The 18,137-nt window shown below is 51.9% G+C and carries 18 protein-coding genes, 6 tRNA genes and 1 other RNA gene; 11 read left to right on the top strand and 14 right to left on the bottom strand.

Translation table 11 applies throughout. The features are described from left to right. The first annotated feature begins 73 nt into the window (after positions 1-73). Together pdxK and ABIE10_RS11850 are read left to right on the top strand one after the other, a co-directional pair. Positions 74-940, top strand: a complete 867-nt coding sequence (pdxK, locus tag ABIE10_RS11855) for a pyridoxine/pyridoxal/pyridoxamine kinase (protein WP_016153927.1) — start codon at positions 74-76, stop codon at positions 938-940. Further along, positions 937-1,176: a hypothetical protein gene (locus ABIE10_RS11850; protein ID WP_016153926.1), complete on the top strand. Its 240-nt coding sequence runs from the start codon at positions 937-939 to the stop codon at positions 1,174-1,176. The genes pdxK and ABIE10_RS11850 overlap by 4 nt, the downstream gene beginning before the upstream one ends. 76 nt (positions 1,177-1,252) lie before the next feature. Here the strand turns inward: ABIE10_RS11850 and crr are convergent, their stop codons facing one another. The 5 genes from crr to cysZ form a co-directional block, all read right to left on the bottom strand. Further along, a complete protein-coding gene (gene crr, locus ABIE10_RS11845; protein WP_000522253.1) occupies positions 1,253-1,762 on the bottom strand; it encodes a PTS glucose transporter subunit IIA in 510 nt (169 codons plus the stop codon). Between the two features lie 40 nt (positions 1,763-1,802). Next, positions 1,803-3,530 (bottom strand): phosphoenolpyruvate-protein phosphotransferase PtsI, encoded by a 1,728-nt coding sequence (gene ptsI / locus ABIE10_RS11840; protein WP_016153925.1) that lies wholly within the window; start codon positions 3,528-3,530, stop codon positions 1,803-1,805. A 45-nt stretch (positions 3,531-3,575) separates the two neighbouring features. After that, complete coding sequence (ptsH, locus tag ABIE10_RS11835) at positions 3,576-3,833, bottom strand: phosphocarrier protein Hpr (protein ID WP_002913505.1); 258 nt, start codon at positions 3,831-3,833, stop codon at positions 3,576-3,578. A gap of 383 nt (positions 3,834-4,216) precedes the next feature. After that, a complete protein-coding gene (cysK, locus tag ABIE10_RS11830) occupies positions 4,217-5,188 on the bottom strand; it encodes a cysteine synthase A (RefSeq protein ID WP_005121957.1) in 972 nt (323 codons plus the stop codon). A 163-nt stretch (positions 5,189-5,351) separates the two neighbouring features. Then, complete coding sequence (cysZ, locus tag ABIE10_RS11825) at positions 5,352-6,113, bottom strand: sulfate transporter CysZ (protein WP_016153924.1); 762 nt, start codon at positions 6,111-6,113, stop codon at positions 5,352-5,354. 230 nt (positions 6,114-6,343) lie between these two features. Between cysZ and zipA the strand changes: the two genes are divergently transcribed. The 3 genes from zipA to ABIE10_RS11810 all read left to right on the top strand — a co-directional run bounded on the left by zipA (position 6,344) and on the right by ABIE10_RS11810 (position 9,631). Then, positions 6,344-7,324: a cell division protein ZipA gene (gene zipA, locus ABIE10_RS11820; RefSeq protein ID WP_429155774.1), complete on the top strand. Its 981-nt coding sequence runs from the start codon at positions 6,344-6,346 to the stop codon at positions 7,322-7,324. Between the two features lie 71 nt (positions 7,325-7,395). Continuing rightward, positions 7,396-9,411 (top strand): NAD-dependent DNA ligase LigA, encoded by a 2,016-nt coding sequence (gene ligA, locus ABIE10_RS11815; protein ID WP_049282268.1) that lies wholly within the window; start codon positions 7,396-7,398, stop codon positions 9,409-9,411. A gap of 1 nt (position 9,412) precedes the next feature. After that, the gene (locus ABIE10_RS11810) at positions 9,413-9,631 is read left to right on the top strand and encodes a DUF3820 family protein (RefSeq protein WP_200080337.1); all 219 of its coding nucleotides are present in this window, start codon (positions 9,413-9,415) and stop codon (positions 9,629-9,631) included. On the opposite strand, the gene ABIE10_RS11805 is transcribed toward ABIE10_RS11810, so the two are convergent. Beyond that, a complete protein-coding gene (locus ABIE10_RS11805; protein ID WP_016153920.1) occupies positions 9,628-10,626 on the bottom strand; it encodes a bile acid:sodium symporter family protein in 999 nt (332 codons plus the stop codon). The two genes, ABIE10_RS11810 and ABIE10_RS11805, sit on opposite strands and share 4 nt — an antisense overlap. 89 nt (positions 10,627-10,715) lie before the next feature. Here ABIE10_RS11805 and ABIE10_RS11800 point away from each other — a divergent pair, with 89 nt between their 5' ends. Next, on the top strand, positions 10,716-11,642 hold the full coding sequence (locus tag ABIE10_RS11800; RefSeq protein WP_016153919.1) for a LysR family transcriptional regulator: 927 nt from the start codon (positions 10,716-10,718) through the stop codon (positions 11,640-11,642). 69 nt (positions 11,643-11,711) lie between these two features. Here ABIE10_RS11800 and ABIE10_RS11795 read toward each other — a convergent pair. The 5 genes from ABIE10_RS11795 to ABIE10_RS11775 all read right to left on the bottom strand — a co-directional run bounded on the left by ABIE10_RS11795 (position 11,712) and on the right by ABIE10_RS11775 (position 12,265). Continuing rightward, positions 11,712-11,836: non-coding RNA, RtT sRNA (locus tag ABIE10_RS11795), on the bottom strand. Positions 11,837-11,865: 29 nt separating this feature from the next. Next, a tRNA-Lys gene (locus ABIE10_RS11790) sits at positions 11,866-11,941 on the bottom strand. 4 nt (positions 11,942-11,945) lie between these two features. Continuing rightward, positions 11,946-12,021 (bottom strand) — tRNA-Val (locus ABIE10_RS11785). 46 nt (positions 12,022-12,067) lie between these two features. Continuing rightward, positions 12,068-12,143 (bottom strand) — tRNA-Val (locus ABIE10_RS11780). A 46-nt stretch (positions 12,144-12,189) separates the two neighbouring features. Beyond that, positions 12,190-12,265 (bottom strand) — tRNA-Val (locus ABIE10_RS11775). Between the two features lie 258 nt (positions 12,266-12,523). Between ABIE10_RS11775 and gltX the strand changes: the two genes are divergently transcribed. Then, entirely contained in the window at positions 12,524-13,939 is a 1,416-nt protein-coding gene (gene gltX, locus ABIE10_RS11770; RefSeq protein ID WP_005130009.1) for a glutamate--tRNA ligase, read from the top strand. Positions 13,940-13,995: 56 nt separating this feature from the next. Here gltX and ABIE10_RS11765 read toward each other — a convergent pair whose 3' ends face one another. Next, complete coding sequence (locus ABIE10_RS11765; protein WP_016153914.1) at positions 13,996-14,388, bottom strand: MerR family transcriptional regulator; 393 nt, start codon at positions 14,386-14,388, stop codon at positions 13,996-13,998. Position 14,389: 1 nt separating this feature from the next. After that, positions 14,390-14,752 (bottom strand): YfeC-like transcriptional regulator, encoded by a 363-nt coding sequence (locus ABIE10_RS11760; protein ID WP_429155770.1) that lies wholly within the window; start codon positions 14,750-14,752, stop codon positions 14,390-14,392. Positions 14,753-14,973: 221 nt separating this feature from the next. On the opposite strand from ABIE10_RS11760, the gene ABIE10_RS11755 reads away from it, so the two are divergent. Both ABIE10_RS11755 and ABIE10_RS11750 read left to right on the top strand, forming a co-directional pair. Then, positions 14,974-15,049: transfer RNA gene (locus ABIE10_RS11755), tRNA-Ala, on the top strand. 42 nt (positions 15,050-15,091) lie between these two features. After that, positions 15,092-15,167: transfer RNA gene (locus ABIE10_RS11750), tRNA-Ala, on the top strand. Between the two features lie 153 nt (positions 15,168-15,320). On the opposite strand, the gene nupC is transcribed toward ABIE10_RS11750, so the two are convergent. Further along, positions 15,321-16,523, bottom strand: a complete 1,203-nt coding sequence (gene nupC, locus ABIE10_RS11745; protein ID WP_016153912.1) for a nucleoside permease NupC — start codon at positions 16,521-16,523, stop codon at positions 15,321-15,323. 273 nt (positions 16,524-16,796) lie between these two features. On the opposite strand from nupC, the gene ABIE10_RS11740 reads away from it, so the two are divergent. Together ABIE10_RS11740 and ABIE10_RS11735 are read left to right on the top strand one after the other, a co-directional pair. Next, positions 16,797-16,871, top strand: coding sequence for a hypothetical protein (locus ABIE10_RS11740; RefSeq protein WP_422651152.1), 75 nt, complete (start codon positions 16,797-16,799; stop codon positions 16,869-16,871). Continuing rightward, the gene (locus ABIE10_RS11735) at positions 16,868-18,106 is read left to right on the top strand and encodes an Nramp family divalent metal transporter (RefSeq protein ID WP_016153911.1); all 1,239 of its coding nucleotides are present in this window, start codon (positions 16,868-16,870) and stop codon (positions 18,104-18,106) included. The genes ABIE10_RS11740 and ABIE10_RS11735 overlap by 4 nt, the downstream gene beginning before the upstream one ends. Positions 18,107-18,137 lie beyond the last annotated feature (31 nt).

The raw sequence follows: 18,137 nt of genomic DNA, 5'->3' as shown, positions 1-18,137 counted from the left end.
ATGACAAAATGAATTTTAGCATATGACGATAATAGTGAGGCGTAAGCCCGCTGTCCAGCGAGAGGAGAAATTTATGGAGCAGGGGAGTGATATTCAGTCAGTGCTCTTCGGCGACAAGCATCGGGCGTTACAGACCGATATCGTCGCCGTCCAGTCACAGGTGGTTTATGGCAGCGTAGGCAACAGCATCGCCGTTCCGGCCATTAAAGCGCAGGGATTACGCGTGACGGCAGTGCCAACGGTGCTGTTCAGTAATACCCCGCATTATGAAACATTTTACGGCGGCGTTATTCCGGCCGACTGGTTTAGCGGGTATCTCCGCGCCTTGAATGAGCGTGATGCTTTACGCGAGCTGAAGGCGGTGACTACAGGCTATATGGGCAGTGCAGAGCAAATCGCTCTGTTAGCACAGTGGCTGGAAACGGTGCGGGCTACGCATCCGACAGTGTGCATTTTGGTTGACCCGGTGATTGGCGATACGGACAGCGGTATGTATGTAAAAGCTGAAATTCCGCAGGCCTACCGTCAGCACCTGCTGCCGCTGGCTCAGGGACTGACGCCGAACGTGTTTGAACTGCAAATGCTGAGCGGAAAGCCGTGTCGTACGCTTGATGAAGCCATCACGGCGGCACAATCGCTGCTTACCGAAACGCTGAAATGGGTGGTGATCACCAGCGCGCCGGGGGATAGCGAAGATATTATTAACGTGGCGGTGGTGACGGCTGAAACGGTTGAGGTGTTCGCTCATCCACGGGTTAAAACGGATCTGAAGGGAACTGGCGATCTGTTTTGTGCTGAGCTGGTGAGCGGTATTGTGCTGGGTAAAGCGCTGACAACCGCGACGCACGATGCAGCACAGCGCGTACTGGAAGTGATGAAATGGACCAACCTGTGCGGTTGTGATGAGTTAATTCTGCCACCGGCAGGGGAGGCGCGATGAAGAGTTACCGGCTGGTGGTTCGCCAGAATGGGCGTATGGTTGGACATTTTGACACCAGCGGGGCAACGGCGCTGGAAGATATCTGTGTGGCGCGGGCCATGTTTGGCATCGCGGGTGGCTACAATTGTGAACTGTTAGTGGCGGATTCGGAGCGACGGATGCTGGAAAGCGGGCCGGAAGGGATGAAAATCCTGATGCGCGAGGCGTGTTACCGACCAGTCACCTCACAAATTTAGCGTTATCCGGCAGATTTTGAGGTCTGCCAGATAAAAAAATGGCGCCATCAGGCGCCATTCTTCTCTGCAGCAAGAATTACTTCTTGATGCGGATAACCGGAGTTTCACCCACTGTCACGCTACCGGACAGTTTGATCAGCTCTTTGATTTCGTCCATGTTGGAGATAACAACCGGAGTCAGGGTAGACTTGGCTTTTTCTTCCAGCAGCGGCAGATCGAATTCAATAACCGGGTCGCCCACTTTGACGCGCTGACCTTCTTCAGCGATGCGCTTAAAGCCTTCGCCTTTCAGTTCAACGGTATCAATACCGAAGTGAACAAACAGCTCAATGCCGCTGTCGGATTCGATAGAGAAAGCGTGGTTGGTTTCAAAGATTTTGCCGATGGTGCCATCAACAGGGGCGACCATTTTGTTACCGGTTGGTTTGATAGCGATGCCATCACCAACGATTTTTTCAGCAAAAACTACATCCGGCACGTCTTCGATGTTGACGATCTCGCCAGAGAGCGGAGCAACAATCTCAATAGTTCCGGTGTCTTTCTTATCATCAGAAACCAGAGATTTCAGTTTATCGAACAAACCCATGATCTTCTCCTAAGCAGTAAATTGGGCCGCATCTCGTGGATTAGCAGATTGTTTTTTCTTCAATGAACTTGTTAACCAGCGTCATTAACTCGTCCGTTGTCGGTTGAGCAAGAGCCTGCTCTGCTAACACCTTCGCATCTTCGAAGTTCGTGTTACGGATAATCTTCTTAATGCGCGGGATAGAAATGGCGCTCATAGAGAATTCGTCCAGACCCATCCCCAGCAACAGAAGTGTAGCACGTTCGTCGCCTGCAAGCTCACCACACATGCCAGTCCATTTGCCTTCCGCATGAGAAGCATCAATAACTTGCTTGATCAGCGTAAGCACAGATGGCGACATCGGTTGGTAAAGGTGTGAAATCATATCATTACCACGGTCAACTGCCAGGGTGTACTGCGTTAAATCATTGGTACCGATACTAAAGAAATCAACTTCTTTGGCTAAATGACGCGCAATTGTTGCCGCTGCCGGTGTTTCCACCATCACGCCAATCTCAATGCTTTCGTCAAATGCTTTACCTTCGTCGCGCAGTTCCTGTTTGTAGATTTCGATCTCTTTGCGTAGTGCGCGCACTTCTTCAACAGAGATGATCATTGGGAACATGATGCGCAGTTTGCCGAAAGCAGAGGCGCGCAGGATAGCGCGAACCTGATCCCGCAGGATCTCTTTACGATCCATGGCGATACGTACGGCACGCCAGCCCAGGAACGGGTTCTCTTCTTTCGGGAAGTTCATGTACGGCAGCTCTTTATCGCCGCCGATGTCCATGGTACGGACGATGACCGCCTGAGAGCCACAGGCTTCAGCAACGGCTTTATACGCGGCAAACTGTTCTTCTTCAGTCGGCAGCGATTCACGGTCCATGAACAGGAATTCGGTGCGGTACAGACCAACACCCTCGGCGCCATTACGCTCAGCGCCTTCAACGTCACGAACGGTACCGATGTTGGCGCAAACTTCTACCTGATGTCCGTCCAGCGTGATAGCCGGGAGATCTTTCAGCTTAGCAAGTTCCGCTTTCTCAGTAGCAACCTGCTCCTGAACGGCGCGCAGTTGCTCAATAACTTCGTTGGTCGGATTGACGTAAACCTGGTTGTTTACGGCATCCAGAATCAGATAGTCGTCGTTTTTAACCTGAGAGGTGACGCTACCCGTACCTACGATGGCTGGCAGTTCCAGAGAACGCGCCATGATAGAAGTATGGGAAGTCCGTCCGCCCGCGTCAGTGATGAAACCCAGCACCTTGTTCAGGTTCAGCTGTGCGGTTTCTGACGGGGTCAGGTCTGCGGCTACCAGGATAACTTCTTCCTGAATAGCGCTCAGGTCGATAATAGCCAGACCCAGGATGTTACGCAGCAGGCGTTTACCGATGTCACGTACGTCAGCCGCACGTTCTTTCAGGTATTCATCATCCAGCTCTTCAAGGGCTGTGGCCTGACCTTCGATAACTTCATGCGCAGCTGCATCAGCCGTCATGTGCTTATCTTTAATCAGGGCTATGATTTCCTGCTCCAGCTCCTCATCTTCGAGCAGCATGATATGCCCTTCAAAGATGGCTTCTTTTTCTTCACCGAACGTTTCACCAGCTTTGGTTTTGATCGCTTCCAGTTGCGCAGATGCCTTGGCACGACCGCTCAGAAAACGTTCAACTTCCTGATCAACCTTGTCGGCAGAAATTTTTTTCCGGTCAATGACGATCTCGTCTTCTTTCAGCAGCAATGCTTTACCGAAAGCGATACCCGGGGATGCTAAAATGCCTGAAATCATAACCCTACCTTACTTGTGACTGATATTTAAAAGAACTCGTTGAACTTACTCGAGTTCAGCCATCAGTTTAACCAGATGCTCAACTGCTTTCTGCTCGTCTTCACCTTCTGCGGACAGGGTGACAACGGTACCCTGAGTCAGGCCCAGAGTCTGCAGTTTAAACAGGCTTTTGGCGCTAGCGCTTTTGCCGTTGGAAGTCACAGTAATTTCAGAAGTAAAGCCTTTTGCTTCTTTAACAAACTGAGCAGCAGGGCGAGTATGCAGACCGTTCGGAGCGGTAATGGTAACTTCTTGCTGGAACATTATATTTCCCCAACTTATAGGTTTAGTGTTGTGGAACTAAAGTCTAGCCTGGCGGTTCAACTTTAGCCTGTATTGTTAGCATCGGCGTAAACTGGACGCGACACAAAAGGAGTTCGGTGCAATCCGTTGCTGGCAACTTCTTGCCGCTGACGTTTCGTTCGTCATTAAACATTATGCCGCGAAAGGAAGAGTTGAACCAAATCATAAAATCGATTCAGCTAGCGCTTTTCCTGTAACGATTAATTTCGCGCATCAAAATAATTAGCTTGGTTAAATACCAGTTCCGGCGGGTTGAATCAATGCCAGGAGAGTTGAAAATTTGAAGCAGGCCACAAAAAAGCACCCCAAAGGGTGCTTTTTTACGCGTTTTTAACATGCTGGCATTACTGTTGCAGTTCTTTCTCTGTGAAGAGATCGGCAAACAGTGCAGTGCTCAGATAACGCTCACCCGATGACGGTAGGATAACCACAATATTCTTGTTGGTAAAGGATTCATCTTCCTGGAGCTTAAGCGCGGCAGCCACGGCTGCGCCAGAAGAGATCCCCGCCAGAATACCTTCTTCTTCCATCAGGCGGCGCGCGGTAGAAATAGCTTCATCATTGGTGATGGCAACGACTTTATCGATAAGCTTCAGATCAAGGTTGCCAGGAATGAAGCCCGCGCCAATACCCTGAATTTTATGCGGGCCAGGTTTGAGTTCTTCACCCGCCAATGCCTGGGCGATAACAGGGGAGTCAGTAGGTTCTACCGCGACGGTGATCAGGTCGGTTTTGCCTTTAGTGCCTTTAATGTAACGGGTCACGCCAGTAAGCGTTCCGCCGGTGCCGACGCCGGAAATAAAGACATCAACCTGGCCATCGGTATCTTCCCAGATTTCCGGGCCGGTGGTTTTTTCGTGAATTTCCGGGTTCGCCGGGTTGCTGAACTGCTGCAGCAGCAGGAATTTTTCCGGATCGCTGGCTACGATTTCTTCCGCTTTCTGAATTGCGCCCTTCATACCTTTTGCGCCTTCAGTCAGCACCAGATTCGCGCCTAGCGCTTTTAAGAGCTTGCGGCGCTCAATGCTCATGGTTTCCGGCATGGTCAGAGTCAGTTTGTAACCACGGGCGGCGGCAACGTAGGCCAGCGCAATCCCCGTGTTGCCGCTGGTCGGTTCTACCAGCTCAACGCCAGGTTTCAGTACACCACGTTTTTCGGCATCCCAAATCATATTGGCACCGATACGGCATTTGACGCTAAAGCTTGGGTTGCGTGATTCCACCTTCGCCAGAATGCGTCCGTTACCGATACGGTTCAGTCGAACCAGCGGCGTATGACCGATAGTCAGCGAGTTATCTTCAAAAATCTTACTCATGGCCTGTCCTTAACTGTATGAAATTGGGATACCGCTTCAGCATACCTGTTGAGAAAGTATGGGGAAGTAAGGAATTCGCATATCTATATGCTGATGAGAAATAATGCGTAGCAGTATGGAATAAGAGCGGGCATAAGCCAGCCCGCTTTTACACATTTTTGCATTACTTCCATAACGCATGTTTAGCACGATAGCAGTCTACCCACATCGCCGTGGCACCACAAACCGCTACCGGCATGATGAACAGATTGAGCACCGGAATCATGGTGAACAGGCTGGTCAACGCGCCAAACTGCATATTGGTCACCTTGCGCGTGCGCAGCGCGACGCGCATCTCCTTAAAAGGCACCTTATGGTTATCAAAAGGATAATCGCAGTACTGAATGGCCAGCATCCACGCGCTGAACAGGAACCACAGGACCGGGGCGACGGTCTGCCCAATGCCAGGAATAAAATAGAGGATCAGCAACACGAAGGCGCGCGGGAGATACCACGCCAGCTTTTGCCATTCGCGTTTCATAATGCGCGGAACGTCTTTCATAATGCCGAGAATACCGGTGTCGGGCGGTGTTGCGCCCGTTAAGCGCGCTTCCAGCTGTTCAGCCAGCAGACCGTTAAACGGTGCGGCGATCCAGTTGGCGATAGTGGAGAACAGGTAGCCGAACACCAACAGCACGGAAATAGTCACAATCGGCCACAGTAAATAGCTGAGCCACTGAAGCCAGTCAGGGACGTGACTCATCAGCGCGGGAACCCAGTTACCGAGCTGCGTAAATAACCACCAGAATGCGCCGCCCATCAGCAGGATATTCACCAGCAAAGGCAGAATAACAAAACGACGAATGCCCGGTTGGGTGATGAGCTTCCATCCCTGAGAAAAGTAATAAAGGCCGCTGCGAGGTACAACTGCAGATGATGAAACCATGGTCAGGACGTACTCCTTGTTATATAAGCTCTGGTAAACTGTGCGTATCTTACCGGGTTGTTGAGCGTTAAGCTGTTCGGAAATGTTCGAAAAAACAGCAAAAAGCACAATTTTGTTCATCTTTATGCCGTGAAAGCCAAGAGTACACTTGCACTTGGCGTAATCGACAAATACTCTTAGTGAGTAAATGTTTGCCGTGGTGGCAAGGTGTTAGAACAACAGAGAATATAATGATGCAGGATTTGCGTCTGATATTAATCATTGTTGGCGCGATCGCCATAATCGCTTTACTGGTACATGGTTTTTGGACTAGCCGTAAAGAGCGGTCTTCTATATTCCGCGATCGCCCACTGAAACGCATGAAGTCTAAACGTGAAGACGAGGATTCGTTCGACGACAACGTCGAGGAAGACGAAGGCGTGGGCGAAGTTCGCGTTCATCGTGTGAATCATGCTCCCGGTAATGCGCAGGAACATGGTGTTCCTCCTCAGTCGCCGCAACACCAGTACCAGCCGCCTTATGCGTCTGCTCAGCCGCGTCAGCCTGCGCAGCAGCCTGCACAAGCGCCGGTACCGCCGCCGCATGTTCAGCAGCAGCAGCAGCCGGTGCAACATCAGCCTGTTCAGCAGCCACCTGTGCAGCAACCTGTTGCCCCGCAGGTTCAGCAACCTGCTCAGCAAGCACCGCAACCTGCGCCGCAGACCTTCCAGCCAGCAGAGCCTGTTGTTGAACATCAACCGCAGCCTGAGCCGGTAGTAGAAGAAGCGCCTGTTGCTGAAAAACCGCAGCGTAAAGAAGCGGTCATCATTATGAACGTTGCGGCTCATCATGGTAGCGAGCTCAACGGGGAAGTGCTGCTCAACAGCATTCAGCAGGCCGGTTTCAAATTTGGCGATATGAATATTTTCCATCGTCATTTGAGCCCGGATGGCAGCGGTCCGTCGCTGTTCAGCCTCGCTAATATGGTTAATCCGGGAACGTTTGACCCAGAAATGACGGGCGACTTCAGCACCCCTGGCGTGACTATTTTTATGCAGGTTCCGTCCTACGGGGACGAGCTGCAAAACTTTAAGCTGATGCTGCAGTCTGCACAGCACATTGCCGATGAAGTGGGTGGTGTGGTGCTCGACGATCAACGTCGCATGATGACGCCGCAGAAACTGCGCGAGTATCAGGACCGCATCCGCGAAGTTAAAGAATCTCGCGCCTGATTTTCCTCTGGCGTGACATTTCCTTTCTAAACCCCCGCCTGTCGGGGGTTTTTTATCATTGATGGTGCGATATGGAATCAATCGAACAACAACTGACAGAACTGCGAACCACGCTTCGCCATCATGAGTATCTCTACCATGTGATGGACGCGCCGGAAATTCCCGATGCGGAATACGATCGCCTGATGCGCGAACTGCGCGAACTGGAAGCGCAGCATCCGGACCTTGTTACCCCCGACTCGCCAACCCAACGCGTTGGCGCCGCGCCGTTAACCGCGTTCAGCCAGATTCGCCATGAAGTGCCGATGCTGTCGCTGGATAACGTGTTTGATGAAGAGAGTTTTCTCGCCTTCAACAAGCGCGTGCAGGATAGGTTAAAGAGTACCGATAAACTGACCTGGTGCTGTGAACTGAAACTGGACGGCCTGGCAGTCAGTATCCTGTATGAAAACGGTGTGCTGGTCAGCGCCGCAACGCGTGGTGATGGCACCACGGGTGAGGATATTACCTCTAACGTGCGCACCATTCGCGCGATCCCGTTAAAACTGCGTGGCGAAAACATCCCTTCACGTCTGGAAGTGCGCGGTGAAGTGTTCCTGCCGCAGGCCGGATTTGAAAAAATTAACGAAGAGGCCCGCCGCACTGGCAACAAAGTGTTTGCTAACCCGCGTAACGCGGCGGCCGGTTCATTGCGCCAGCTTGATCCGCGTATCACAGCGAAGCGACCGCTTACTTTCTTCTGCTATGGCGTTGGTGTGTTGGAAGGCGGCGTGCTGCCAGATACCCATCTGGGCCGCCTGCTGCAATTTAAAGAGTGGGGCCTGCCGGTAAGCGACAGAGTGGCGCTTTGCGACTCCCCGGAGGAAGTACTTGCTTACTATCACAAGGTTGAAGAAGACCGACCAACGCTGGGATTTGATATCGATGGCGTGGTGATCAAAGTCAACTCTATGGCGTTGCAGGAGCAATTGGGCTTTGTTGCCCGCGCGCCGCGCTGGGCTGTGGCCTTTAAGTTCCCGGCGCAGGAGCAGATGACTTTCGTACGCGATGTTGAGTTTCAGGTTGGACGTACCGGGGCGATTACGCCCGTCGCCCGCCTTGAGCCGGTCCAGGTTGCCGGGGTGCTGGTCAGTAACGCAACGCTGCATAACGCTGATGAAATCGAGCGTCTGGGGTTGCGTATTGGCGATAAAGTCGTCATTCGCCGTGCGGGCGATGTCATCCCGCAGGTGGTGAACGTCGTGCTTTCTGAACGCCCGGAAGATACCCGCGAAATTGTGTTTCCAGCGCATTGTCCGGTTTGTAATTCTGACGTTGAACGTGTGGAAGGCGAAGCGGTCACTCGCTGCACCGGCGGTTTAATCTGTGGAGCACAGCGTAAGGAATCGCTGAAACACTTTGTTTCCCGCCGCGCGCTCGACGTTGACGGTATGGGCGACAAAATTATCGATCAACTGGTCGAGAAAGAGTATGTCCACACGCCGGCGGATCTTTTCACCCTGACCGCCGGTAAACTGACGGGGCTAGATCGTATGGGGCCGAAGTCGGCGCAAAACGTGGTCAATGCGCTGGAAAAAGCGAAAGAAACCACGTTTGCCCGTTTCCTCTATGCGCTAGGTATTCGTGAAGTCGGCGAAGCTACGGCTGCTGGTCTGGCGGCGTATTTTGGCACGCTCGACGCGCTGGAAGCCGCTTCTATTGAAGAGCTGCAAAAAGTGCCGGATGTCGGCATTGTGGTGGCGACGCACGTGTTTAATTTCTTCGCCGAAGAGAGCAACCGCGAGGTAATTGTTCAACTGCTGGCGCAGGGGATCCACTGGCCAGCGCCGGTGGTCATTAACGCTGAAGAAATCGACAGCCCCTTCGCAGGTAAAACGGTAGTGCTGACCGGGAGCCTGAGCCTGATGTCGCGCGATGACGCCAAAGCGAGACTGACCGAGTTAGGTGCAAAAGTGGCCGGTAGCGTGTCGAAGAAAACCGATCTGGTTATTGCCGGTGAAGCGGCGGGTTCGAAACTGGCAAAAGCTCAGGAACTGGGTATTGCCGTGATCGATGAAGCTGAAATGATCCGCTTACTGGGTGCCTGAGATGGAAAAAGAGCAGCTGGTTGACATCGCCAATACTGTGATGCCCTTTGGCAAATATAAAGGGCGTCGGTTGATTGATGTCCCGGAAGAGTATCTGCTGTGGTTTGCCCGTAAGGATGAATTCCCGCCGGGCAAGCTTGGCGAGCTGATGCAAACCACGCTGCTGATTAAAACTGAGGGGCTGACGCAACTGGTGCAGCCCCTGAAACGTCCTCTTTAAGCCTTCGCGGCGCGGCTTTTCTGTTGCGCCTGCAATGCGTCCGTCTGTTGCTTGTAGCGACGCGCCAGCACGGCGCACACCATTAGCTGTATTTGATGGAAGATCATCAACGGCAGCACCATCATCCCAATCACCGAAGTCGGGAACAAAATATTTGCCATTGGGATCCCGTTCGCCAGGCTCTTTTTCGAACCGCAGAATACAATGGTGATTTCATCAGCTTTGTTAAAGCCGCATTTGCGCGCAACAAAGACATTTATGCCAATCACGATTGCCAGCAGTATGATGCTGACCACCACGATAAACAGCAGTGAACCCACCCCCACTTTGTGCCAGATCCCGTTAACGACGGCTTCACTGAAGGCGGAGTACACCACCAGCAAAATAGAGGATTGATCCGTTTTCGCGATCCATTTTTTATGTCGAGAAACCCAGTTTCCAATCCACGGACGTGAAAGGTGACCCAGCACGAACGGCAGCAGCAGCTGCAACATGATTTTACCCACCTGCTCCAGGCTGCCTTCTGCGCCGTGCATATTCATCACCAGCCCTACCAGCAGCGGCGAGAGAAAAATACCCAGTAGGCTGGAGGCCGAAGCAGAACAAACGGCGGCGGCAACGTTACCGCCCGCCAGCGACGTAAAAGCGATGGCCGACTGCACAGTGGCAGGCAAAATACACAGGTACAGGAAACCGGTGTACAGCATCGGGTCAACGTTGACCGGCGCCCACCAGGCGAACAGAACGCCCAGAACCGGGAAGACAACAAACGTGCTGCACATCACCCACAGATGCAAACGCCAGTGGCTACCACCGGCAATAATGGCTTCACGCGAGAGTTTCGCCCCGTGCATAAAAAACAGCAGGGCAATGGCGGCGGTGGTTAAGCCTTCAAAGAAAGGCACAAAACCACCTTCGGCCGGGAAAAAGGACGCCAGCAAAACAACGGTTATCAGCGTTATCGTGAACGGATCAAGAATACGAAAAAGTTTCATAAAGACTCCTGAAATTCGGTAGTAACATTTTGCTTTTTTCCGTTTGAGAAATAAAATTGATTTATTGCATCCATATATGAATCGAATAGATGAATTACTCTCTGCGTCAGTTGCGTATCTTTGTCACCGTCGCTCAGGCCAAAAGCTTTAGCCGGGCGGGGGATATCATCGGCTTAAGCCAGTCGGCGGTCAGCCATAGTGTAAAAGAGCTGGAAGGGCAGACGGGTGTGCGGTTATTGGACAGAACGACGCGGGAAGTGGTACTGACGGAGGCCGGACACCAGTTGGCGGCGCGGCTGGAACGTATTCTGGATGAATTGCATAGCACGCTGCGCGAAGCCGGACAGGTAGGAACGCAGTTAACCGGCACGGTGCGGGTTGCCGCCAGCCAGACGATCTCTGCTCATCTTATTCCGCAGTGTATTGCCCAGAGTAATCAGCTTTATCCGGCTATCGATTTTGTGCTGCACGACCGGCCACAGCAATGGGTGCTGGAGAGTATTCGCCAGGGAGAAGTGGATTTTGGCATTGTGATTGATCCCGGCGCAGTCACCGATTTGCAGTGTGAAGCCGTGCTGTCCGAACCGTTCCTGCTGCTGTGTCGCCAGGATCATCCGTTAGCCCAACGAGAGTGGGTGAACTGGCAGGATTTGTATCATGAACGCCTGGTGCTACAGGATTATGCTTCCGGTAGTCGACCGCTGATCGACGCTGCGCTGGCCCATTTTTCCATTGATGCCAATATCGTTCAGGAGATTGGCCATCCCGCCACGCTGTTTCCGATGGTTGAGGCGGGGATTGGCATCAGCGTGCTGCCCGCGCTGGCGCTCCCCTTACCGCAGGGCAGTCACTTGCAGGTTAAGCGCCTGACGCCGGTTGTTGAACGGCAACTGATGCTGGCCCGACGTAAAAACCGCTCTTTATCAACCGCTGCTCAGGCGCTGTGGGATGTGGTGCGTATGCAGGCCAGTGAATTAACCGCAGCCCGCGCCCGCGATCCGTTGTATCAGTTATAACGCTCACGCTGGTGGTTATCAGAGGGGAAATGGTTCTTCTCTGCATAGCAAAAAGGCGCCTTTTTACAATGGTGGGTCGTGCAGGATGACTCGCTTCGCTCGCCCTTCGGGCCGTCGCCGTAAACGGCTCCGTTGTCTCACTACGTTCGACTCGACCTGCTGCAGGTTCGAATCTTATAAATTGCAGATAGCAAAAAGGCGCCTTTAGGGCGCCTTTTTACATTGGTGGGTCGTGCAGGATTCGAACCTGCGACCAATTGATTAAAAGTCAACTGCTCTACCAACTGAGCTAACGACCCGAAGTGGTGGGTGATGACGGGATCGAACCGCCGACCCCCTCCTTGTAAGGGAGGTGCTCTCCCAGCTGAGCTAATCACCCACTTCGGTACTTCACATTTTAACAAGAAATCCAGCTGGCGAGAAAGTGGTGGGTGATGACGGGATCGAACCGCCGACCCCCTCCTTGTAAGGGAGGTGCTCTCCCAGCTGAGCTAATCACCCACTTCTCAATTTCTTGTTTTACACGGCGGAGACTACATAAAGTAGTTGGTGGGTGATGACGGGTTCGAACCGCCGACCCCCTCCTTGTAAGGGAGGTGCTCTCCCAGCTGAGCTAATCACCCCCGCTGTGTGGAGTCGCATTATAGGGAGAGTTGAAAATGAGTCAACGCATTTTCTAAAGAAATTGTTCGTTCGTCGTAAATTTAAACAAAACGATCGCAAAACAATCCGTGCGGCATGATTTGTATACGAAAATGGCAAAGCGTAATGTTCCAACCTGAACAACATTGAGGAATCAGACCACGGTGATAGAATACGAGCCTGATAATCTTCCCTGGATTTGCCGGTTGTCGGCATCTTTATAAACGTAAGGCCATTTCATGAAAATCAAAACTCGCTTCGCGCCAAGCCCGACAGGCTACCTGCACGTCGGCGGTGCGCGTACTGCTCTTTATTCCTGGCTTTTTGCACGCAACCATGGCGGTGAGTTTGTGCTGCGTATTGAAGACACCGATCTCGAACGCTCCACTCCGGAAGCTATTGAAGCCATTATGGATGGCATGAACTGGCTGAATCTGGAATGGGATGAAGGCCCGTACTTCCAGACCAAACGTTTTGATCGCTACAATGCGGTGATTGATGAAATGCTGGAAGCAGGCACCGCATATAAATGCTACTGCTCTAAAGAGCGTCTGGACGCGCTGCGCGAAGAGCAGATGGCGAACGGTGAGAAGCCGCGTTACGACGGCCGATGCCGCCACGGCCACGAGCATCATGCTGCTGATGAACCTTGCGTGGTCCGTTTTGCCAACCCGCAGGACGGTTCCGTTATTTTTGACGACCAGATCCGTGGGCCGATCGAATTCAGCAACCAGGAGCTGGATGATTTGATCATTCGCCGTACCGACGGTTCCCCGACCTACAACTTCTGCGTTGTTGTCGACGACTGGGATATGGAAATCACCCACGTTATTCGTGGTGAAGACCATATCAACAACACTCCGCGTCAGATCAATATCCTGAAAGCGCTGAATGCGCCGGTGCCAGTTTACGCACACGTATCAATGATCAACGGTGACGATGGTAAAAAACTCTCCAAACGTCACGGTGCGGTCAGCGTTATGCAATACCGCGACGACGGTTACCTGCCGGAAGCGCTGCTGAACTATCTGGTGCGTCTGGGCTGGTCCAGTGGCGATCAGGAAATTTTCACCCGTGAAGAGATGATCAAACTGTTCTCCCTCGGTGCGGTGAGCAAGTCTGCGAGTGCGTTTAACACTGAAAAACTGCAGTGGCTGAACCATCACTATATTAATGCGCTGGCGCCGGAATATGTAGCAACCCATCTGCAGTGGCACATTGAGCAGGAAAATATCGATACTCGCGTAGGCCCGCAGCTGTCAGAGCTGGTTAAACTGCTCGGTGAGCGCTGCAAAACGCTGAAAGAGATGGCGCAGAGCTGCCGCTACTTCTACGAAGACTTTGCCGAGTTCGACGCTGATGCAGCGAAGAAACACCTGCGCCCGGTTGCACGTCAGCCGTTGGAAGTGGTTCGCGACAAGCTGGCTGCGATTAGCGAGTGGACGGCAGAAAACGTGCACCATGCGATTCAGGCAACGGCTGATGAACTGGAAGTTGGCATGGGTAAAGTCGGGATGCCGCTGCGCGTAGCCGTTACCGGCGCGGGTCAGTCCCCAGCGTTAGACGTTACGGTGCATGCGATTGGTAAATCCCGCAGCATTGAGCGTATTAATAAAGCGCTGGCGTTTATTGCTGAGCGTGAAAGCCAGCAATAAGACTGATTGACCGATGAAACAACGGCAGGAGCGTATCCTGCCGTTTTTTTTGCCTGTTATTCAGACTCATCAATACCCAAACGAGTAAGAAAAGTGCGAATACCTTCGCGCGAAATATACATCGCCAGCTTTTCTTGTTCCGTTGGGGACATGTTGTCCAGTGCGCTAATTATCTGGCGACACGCGTGGCTGCGTACTACGTGGGTGTATTCTGCCAGCGGTTCTTCAGCCTGATAAACTTCAGGAACTTTGCGAAAAGCGGGAATATTGAGCAGAAACGCGCGGACGCTGGAGTCAATATGAATCAGTCTTGCACGACCACCTTTAACGCCGGGAAACTTTTCGGTAGTCCAGTTTTGTTCTCTGATCCAACGATTGACGGTTTGTTTGGCAACCCCGAGACATTCCGCCAGCTCTTCGGTCGTCATTTTGCTGCGTAATTTTTTCATATTATTTGTTTTCGCGGATCCCTAAACGCTGTAATAAACCCGTAATGCCTTCACGCAGGATCAGTGAGGTAAACATTTTCTGTTCTGACGGCGTCATTTCTTTGGCGAGCCTAATCAGCAGCGCTTCAACAGAGGTATCGCCGGATAACGATAAGTTATCTGATAAACCTTCGGCTGAACGCTCAGCGCTGCGAATGTATTCACGAACTTGTTCGGTGACGTGAACCAGCCGGGCTTTACCGCCCTGAACGCCTGGTTTTGGTGATGTCGCCCAACCTTCTTTGCGTACCCATTTATTGATGGTCTGTCGGCTGTATCCGGTCAGATTAGCAAGTTCTTCTGGCGTCATCCGTTCCTTGAACATAACGATTCCCTGAATAGTCGTGGGGTTAATTAGTGGTTCATTTTATAGCACCATTTTAGTAGAAACCGTGACGCGTTTAACTACTGAATGCGAGTTGTTACGCAATGTTCTTCATTTGACTGCTTTTTCAGCGATTGAATTCTATGAGTTAATTTTGCCGTTGACACACGCGAAGGGAATTCATATGATGCCGCCCGTCAACTCGACAAGCTTTACGTAATGGGGCTATAGCTCAGCTGGGAGAGCGCTTGCATGGCATGCAAGAGGTCAGCGGTTCGATCCCGCTTAGCTCCACCAAATTTAATCCCAATGAATTTGGTACGTACGTAAAAGCATCGTGGGGCTATAGCTCAGCTGGGAGAGCGCTTGCATGGCATGCAAGAGGTCAGCGGTTCGATCCCGCTTAGCTCCACCAAAATTTAAACCCTCGCTGAAAAGCGGGGGTTTTTTGTTTCTGCATCCTGCCAGTTCTTACTCTTTATCTCTTTGGTTTGCTGAATCGCAGGCATAAAAAAACCGGGGAGAATATGAATCTCCCCGGTCTTATCACTGCGACGTTGTCTTACGCTTACAGCACCAGTGCGGCGATAGATGCAGACAGTACGCTCACCAGCGTAGAGCCGTACACCAGCTTCAGACCAAAGCGAGAAACCACGTTACCTTGCTCTTCGTTCAGGCCTTTAATCGCACCGGCGATAATACCGATGGAAGAGAAGTTAGCGAAGGAAACCAGGAACACGGACAGGATGCCTTCTGCGCGCGGGGAGAGCGTAGCGGCGATTTTCTGCAGATCCATCATCGCAACGAATTCGTTGGAAACCAGTTTAGTTGCCATGATACTGCCTACCTGCAGCGCTTCGCTGGACGGCACACCCATTACCCATGCAACCGGGTAGAAGATGTAACCCAGGATGCCCTGGAAGGAGATGCTGTAGCCAAACCAACCGGTCACGGTGGCGAACAGGGCGTTCAGGGCAGCGATCAGTGCGATGAAGCCAATCAGCATCGCCGCAACGATAATTGCCACTTTGAAACCAGCCAGAATGTATTCACCCAGCATTTCGAAGAAACTCTGGCCTTCGTGCAGGTTAGACATCTGGATATTTTCTTCGCTGGCATCAACGCGGTAAGGGTTGATCAGCGACAGCACGATAAAGGTGCTGAACATGTTCAGAACCAGCGCCGCAACCACATACTTCGGTTCCAGCATGGTCATGTACGCGCCGACGATAGACATGGAAACAGTCGACATCGCCGTTGCTGCCATGGTGTACATACGGTTGCGAGACATTTTGCCGAGAATATCTTTATAGGCGATAAAGTTCTCAGACTGACCCAGGATCAGAGAGCTGACGGCGTTGAAGGATTCCAGTTTGCCCATACCGTTTACTTTGGATAACAGGAAACCAATCGCGCGGATGATTACCGGCAGTACGCGGATATGCTGCAAAATACCGATCAGGGCGGAGATGAAGACGATCGGGCAAAGCACTTTCAGGAAGAAGAATGCCAGGCCTTTATCGTTCATGCTACCGAAGACAAAGTTTGTCCCTTCATTAGCAAACCCGAGCAGTTTCTCAAACATCTCGGAGAAGCCTCTCACGAAGCCCAGACCGACATCAGAGTTCAGGAAGAACCATGCCAGTAACACTTCGATAACAAGCAATTGAATAACATAACGAATGCGGATTTTTTTACGGTCACTGCTTACCAGCAGTGCGAGTACCGCAACCACGGCAAGGGCCAGGACAAAATGAAGAACGCGGTCCATATTTGCTCCAAATATGAGGCAGGTTTAGTTTTCGTGCACATTCTATGTAACAACCATAAAGAAAACGAGATCAAACACACACTATAATAAGGACCTGTGACGAGATTCAAAATTAGTGATCGGTGATACACTTCCGTTATGTTTAGTATGGAAGTGAAAAGTTATGTCATTGTGCTATTCTCATAACAATAATTAAACATCTCGCCGGTATTTCCAGAATCCTTATCGATCCATAGACAAACGCTATCAGAGAAATCAACGTCACCCATTAAAATGAATTTGATAATCATTCTCAGTAGGCGTAGCTTGAAATATAGCAAAGGCTATGTTTCTGAGGCACTAAAATGACTAACGATCGCGTTGAGAGTAGCAGTGGGCGGGCAGCGCGCAAGTTGAAGCTCGCATTAATGGGACCTGCGTTCATCGCGGCGATCGGCTATATCGATCCGGGTAACTTCGCCACCAATATCCAGGCAGGGGCCAGCTTTGGTTATCAATTGCTGTGGGTGGTGGTCTGGGCAAACCTGATGGCGATGTTGATTCAGGTGCTGTCGGCAAAACTCGGCATTGCTACGGGTAAAAACCTGGCGGAGCAAATTCGCGATCATTATCCTCGCCCGGTGGTGTGGTTCTACTGGGTGCAGGCAGAAATTATCGCTATGGCAACAGACCTTGCTGAGTTTATTGGCGCTGCGATTGGCTTCAAACTGATCCTCGGCGTTTCCTTATTGCAAGGGGCCGTACTCACCGGTATCGCGACGTTCTTAATTCTGATGCTGCAGCGTCGCGGTCAAAAACCGCTGGAAAAGGTGATTGGCGGCCTGCTGCTGTTTGTGGCCGCGGCTTACATTGTGGAGCTGGTTTTTTCCCAACCGAACTTTGCGCAGCTTAGTAAGGGAATGGTGATCCCAAGCCTGCCTAATTCCGAAGCGGTGTTCCTGGCCGCTGGGGTACTCGGTGCGACTATCATGCCGCACGTCATTTATCTGCACTCTTCCTTAACTCAGCATTTGCACGGCGGAACACGCCAACAGCGCTATGCGGCCACTAAATGGGATGTGGCTATCGCCATGACGATTGCCGGATTTGTCAATCTGGCGATGATGGCGACGGCTGCCGCTGCATTTCATTTTAGCGGGCATACCGGTATTGCCGATCTCGATCAGGCGTATCTGACACTTGAACCGTTGTTGAGTCACGCTGCAGCGACGGTGTTTGGTTTAAGCCTGGTGGCTGCGGGACTCTCTTCTACCGTGGTCGGTACGCTGGCGGGGCAGGTGGTGATGCAAGGATTTATCCGTTTTCACATTCCGCTATGGGTACGCCGTACCGTCACCATGATGCCATCATTTATTGTGATTCTGATGGGATTGGATCCGACCCGTATTCTGGTGATGAGTCAGGTGTTGCTCAGTTTTGGTATCGCGCTGGCGCTGGTGCCGCTGCTGATCTTCACCAGCGACAGTAAGCTGATGGGGGATCTGGTCAATCGTCGTTGCGTTAAACAGATTGGCTGGGTCATTGTGATACTGGTCGTGGCGCTCAATCTCTGGCTACTGGCAGGCACGGCGATGGGGCTATAATCAACCGTGACTCGCGACGGGTCACGGTTTT

The sequence above is a fragment of the Citrobacter sp. 506 genome, from assembly GCF_050434985.1.
GTDB lineage: Bacteria > Pseudomonadota > Gammaproteobacteria > Enterobacterales > Enterobacteriaceae > Citrobacter > Citrobacter braakii.
Note: the sequence above shows the minus strand (reverse complement) of the source record. Positions and strands in the feature narration are given on the sequence as shown.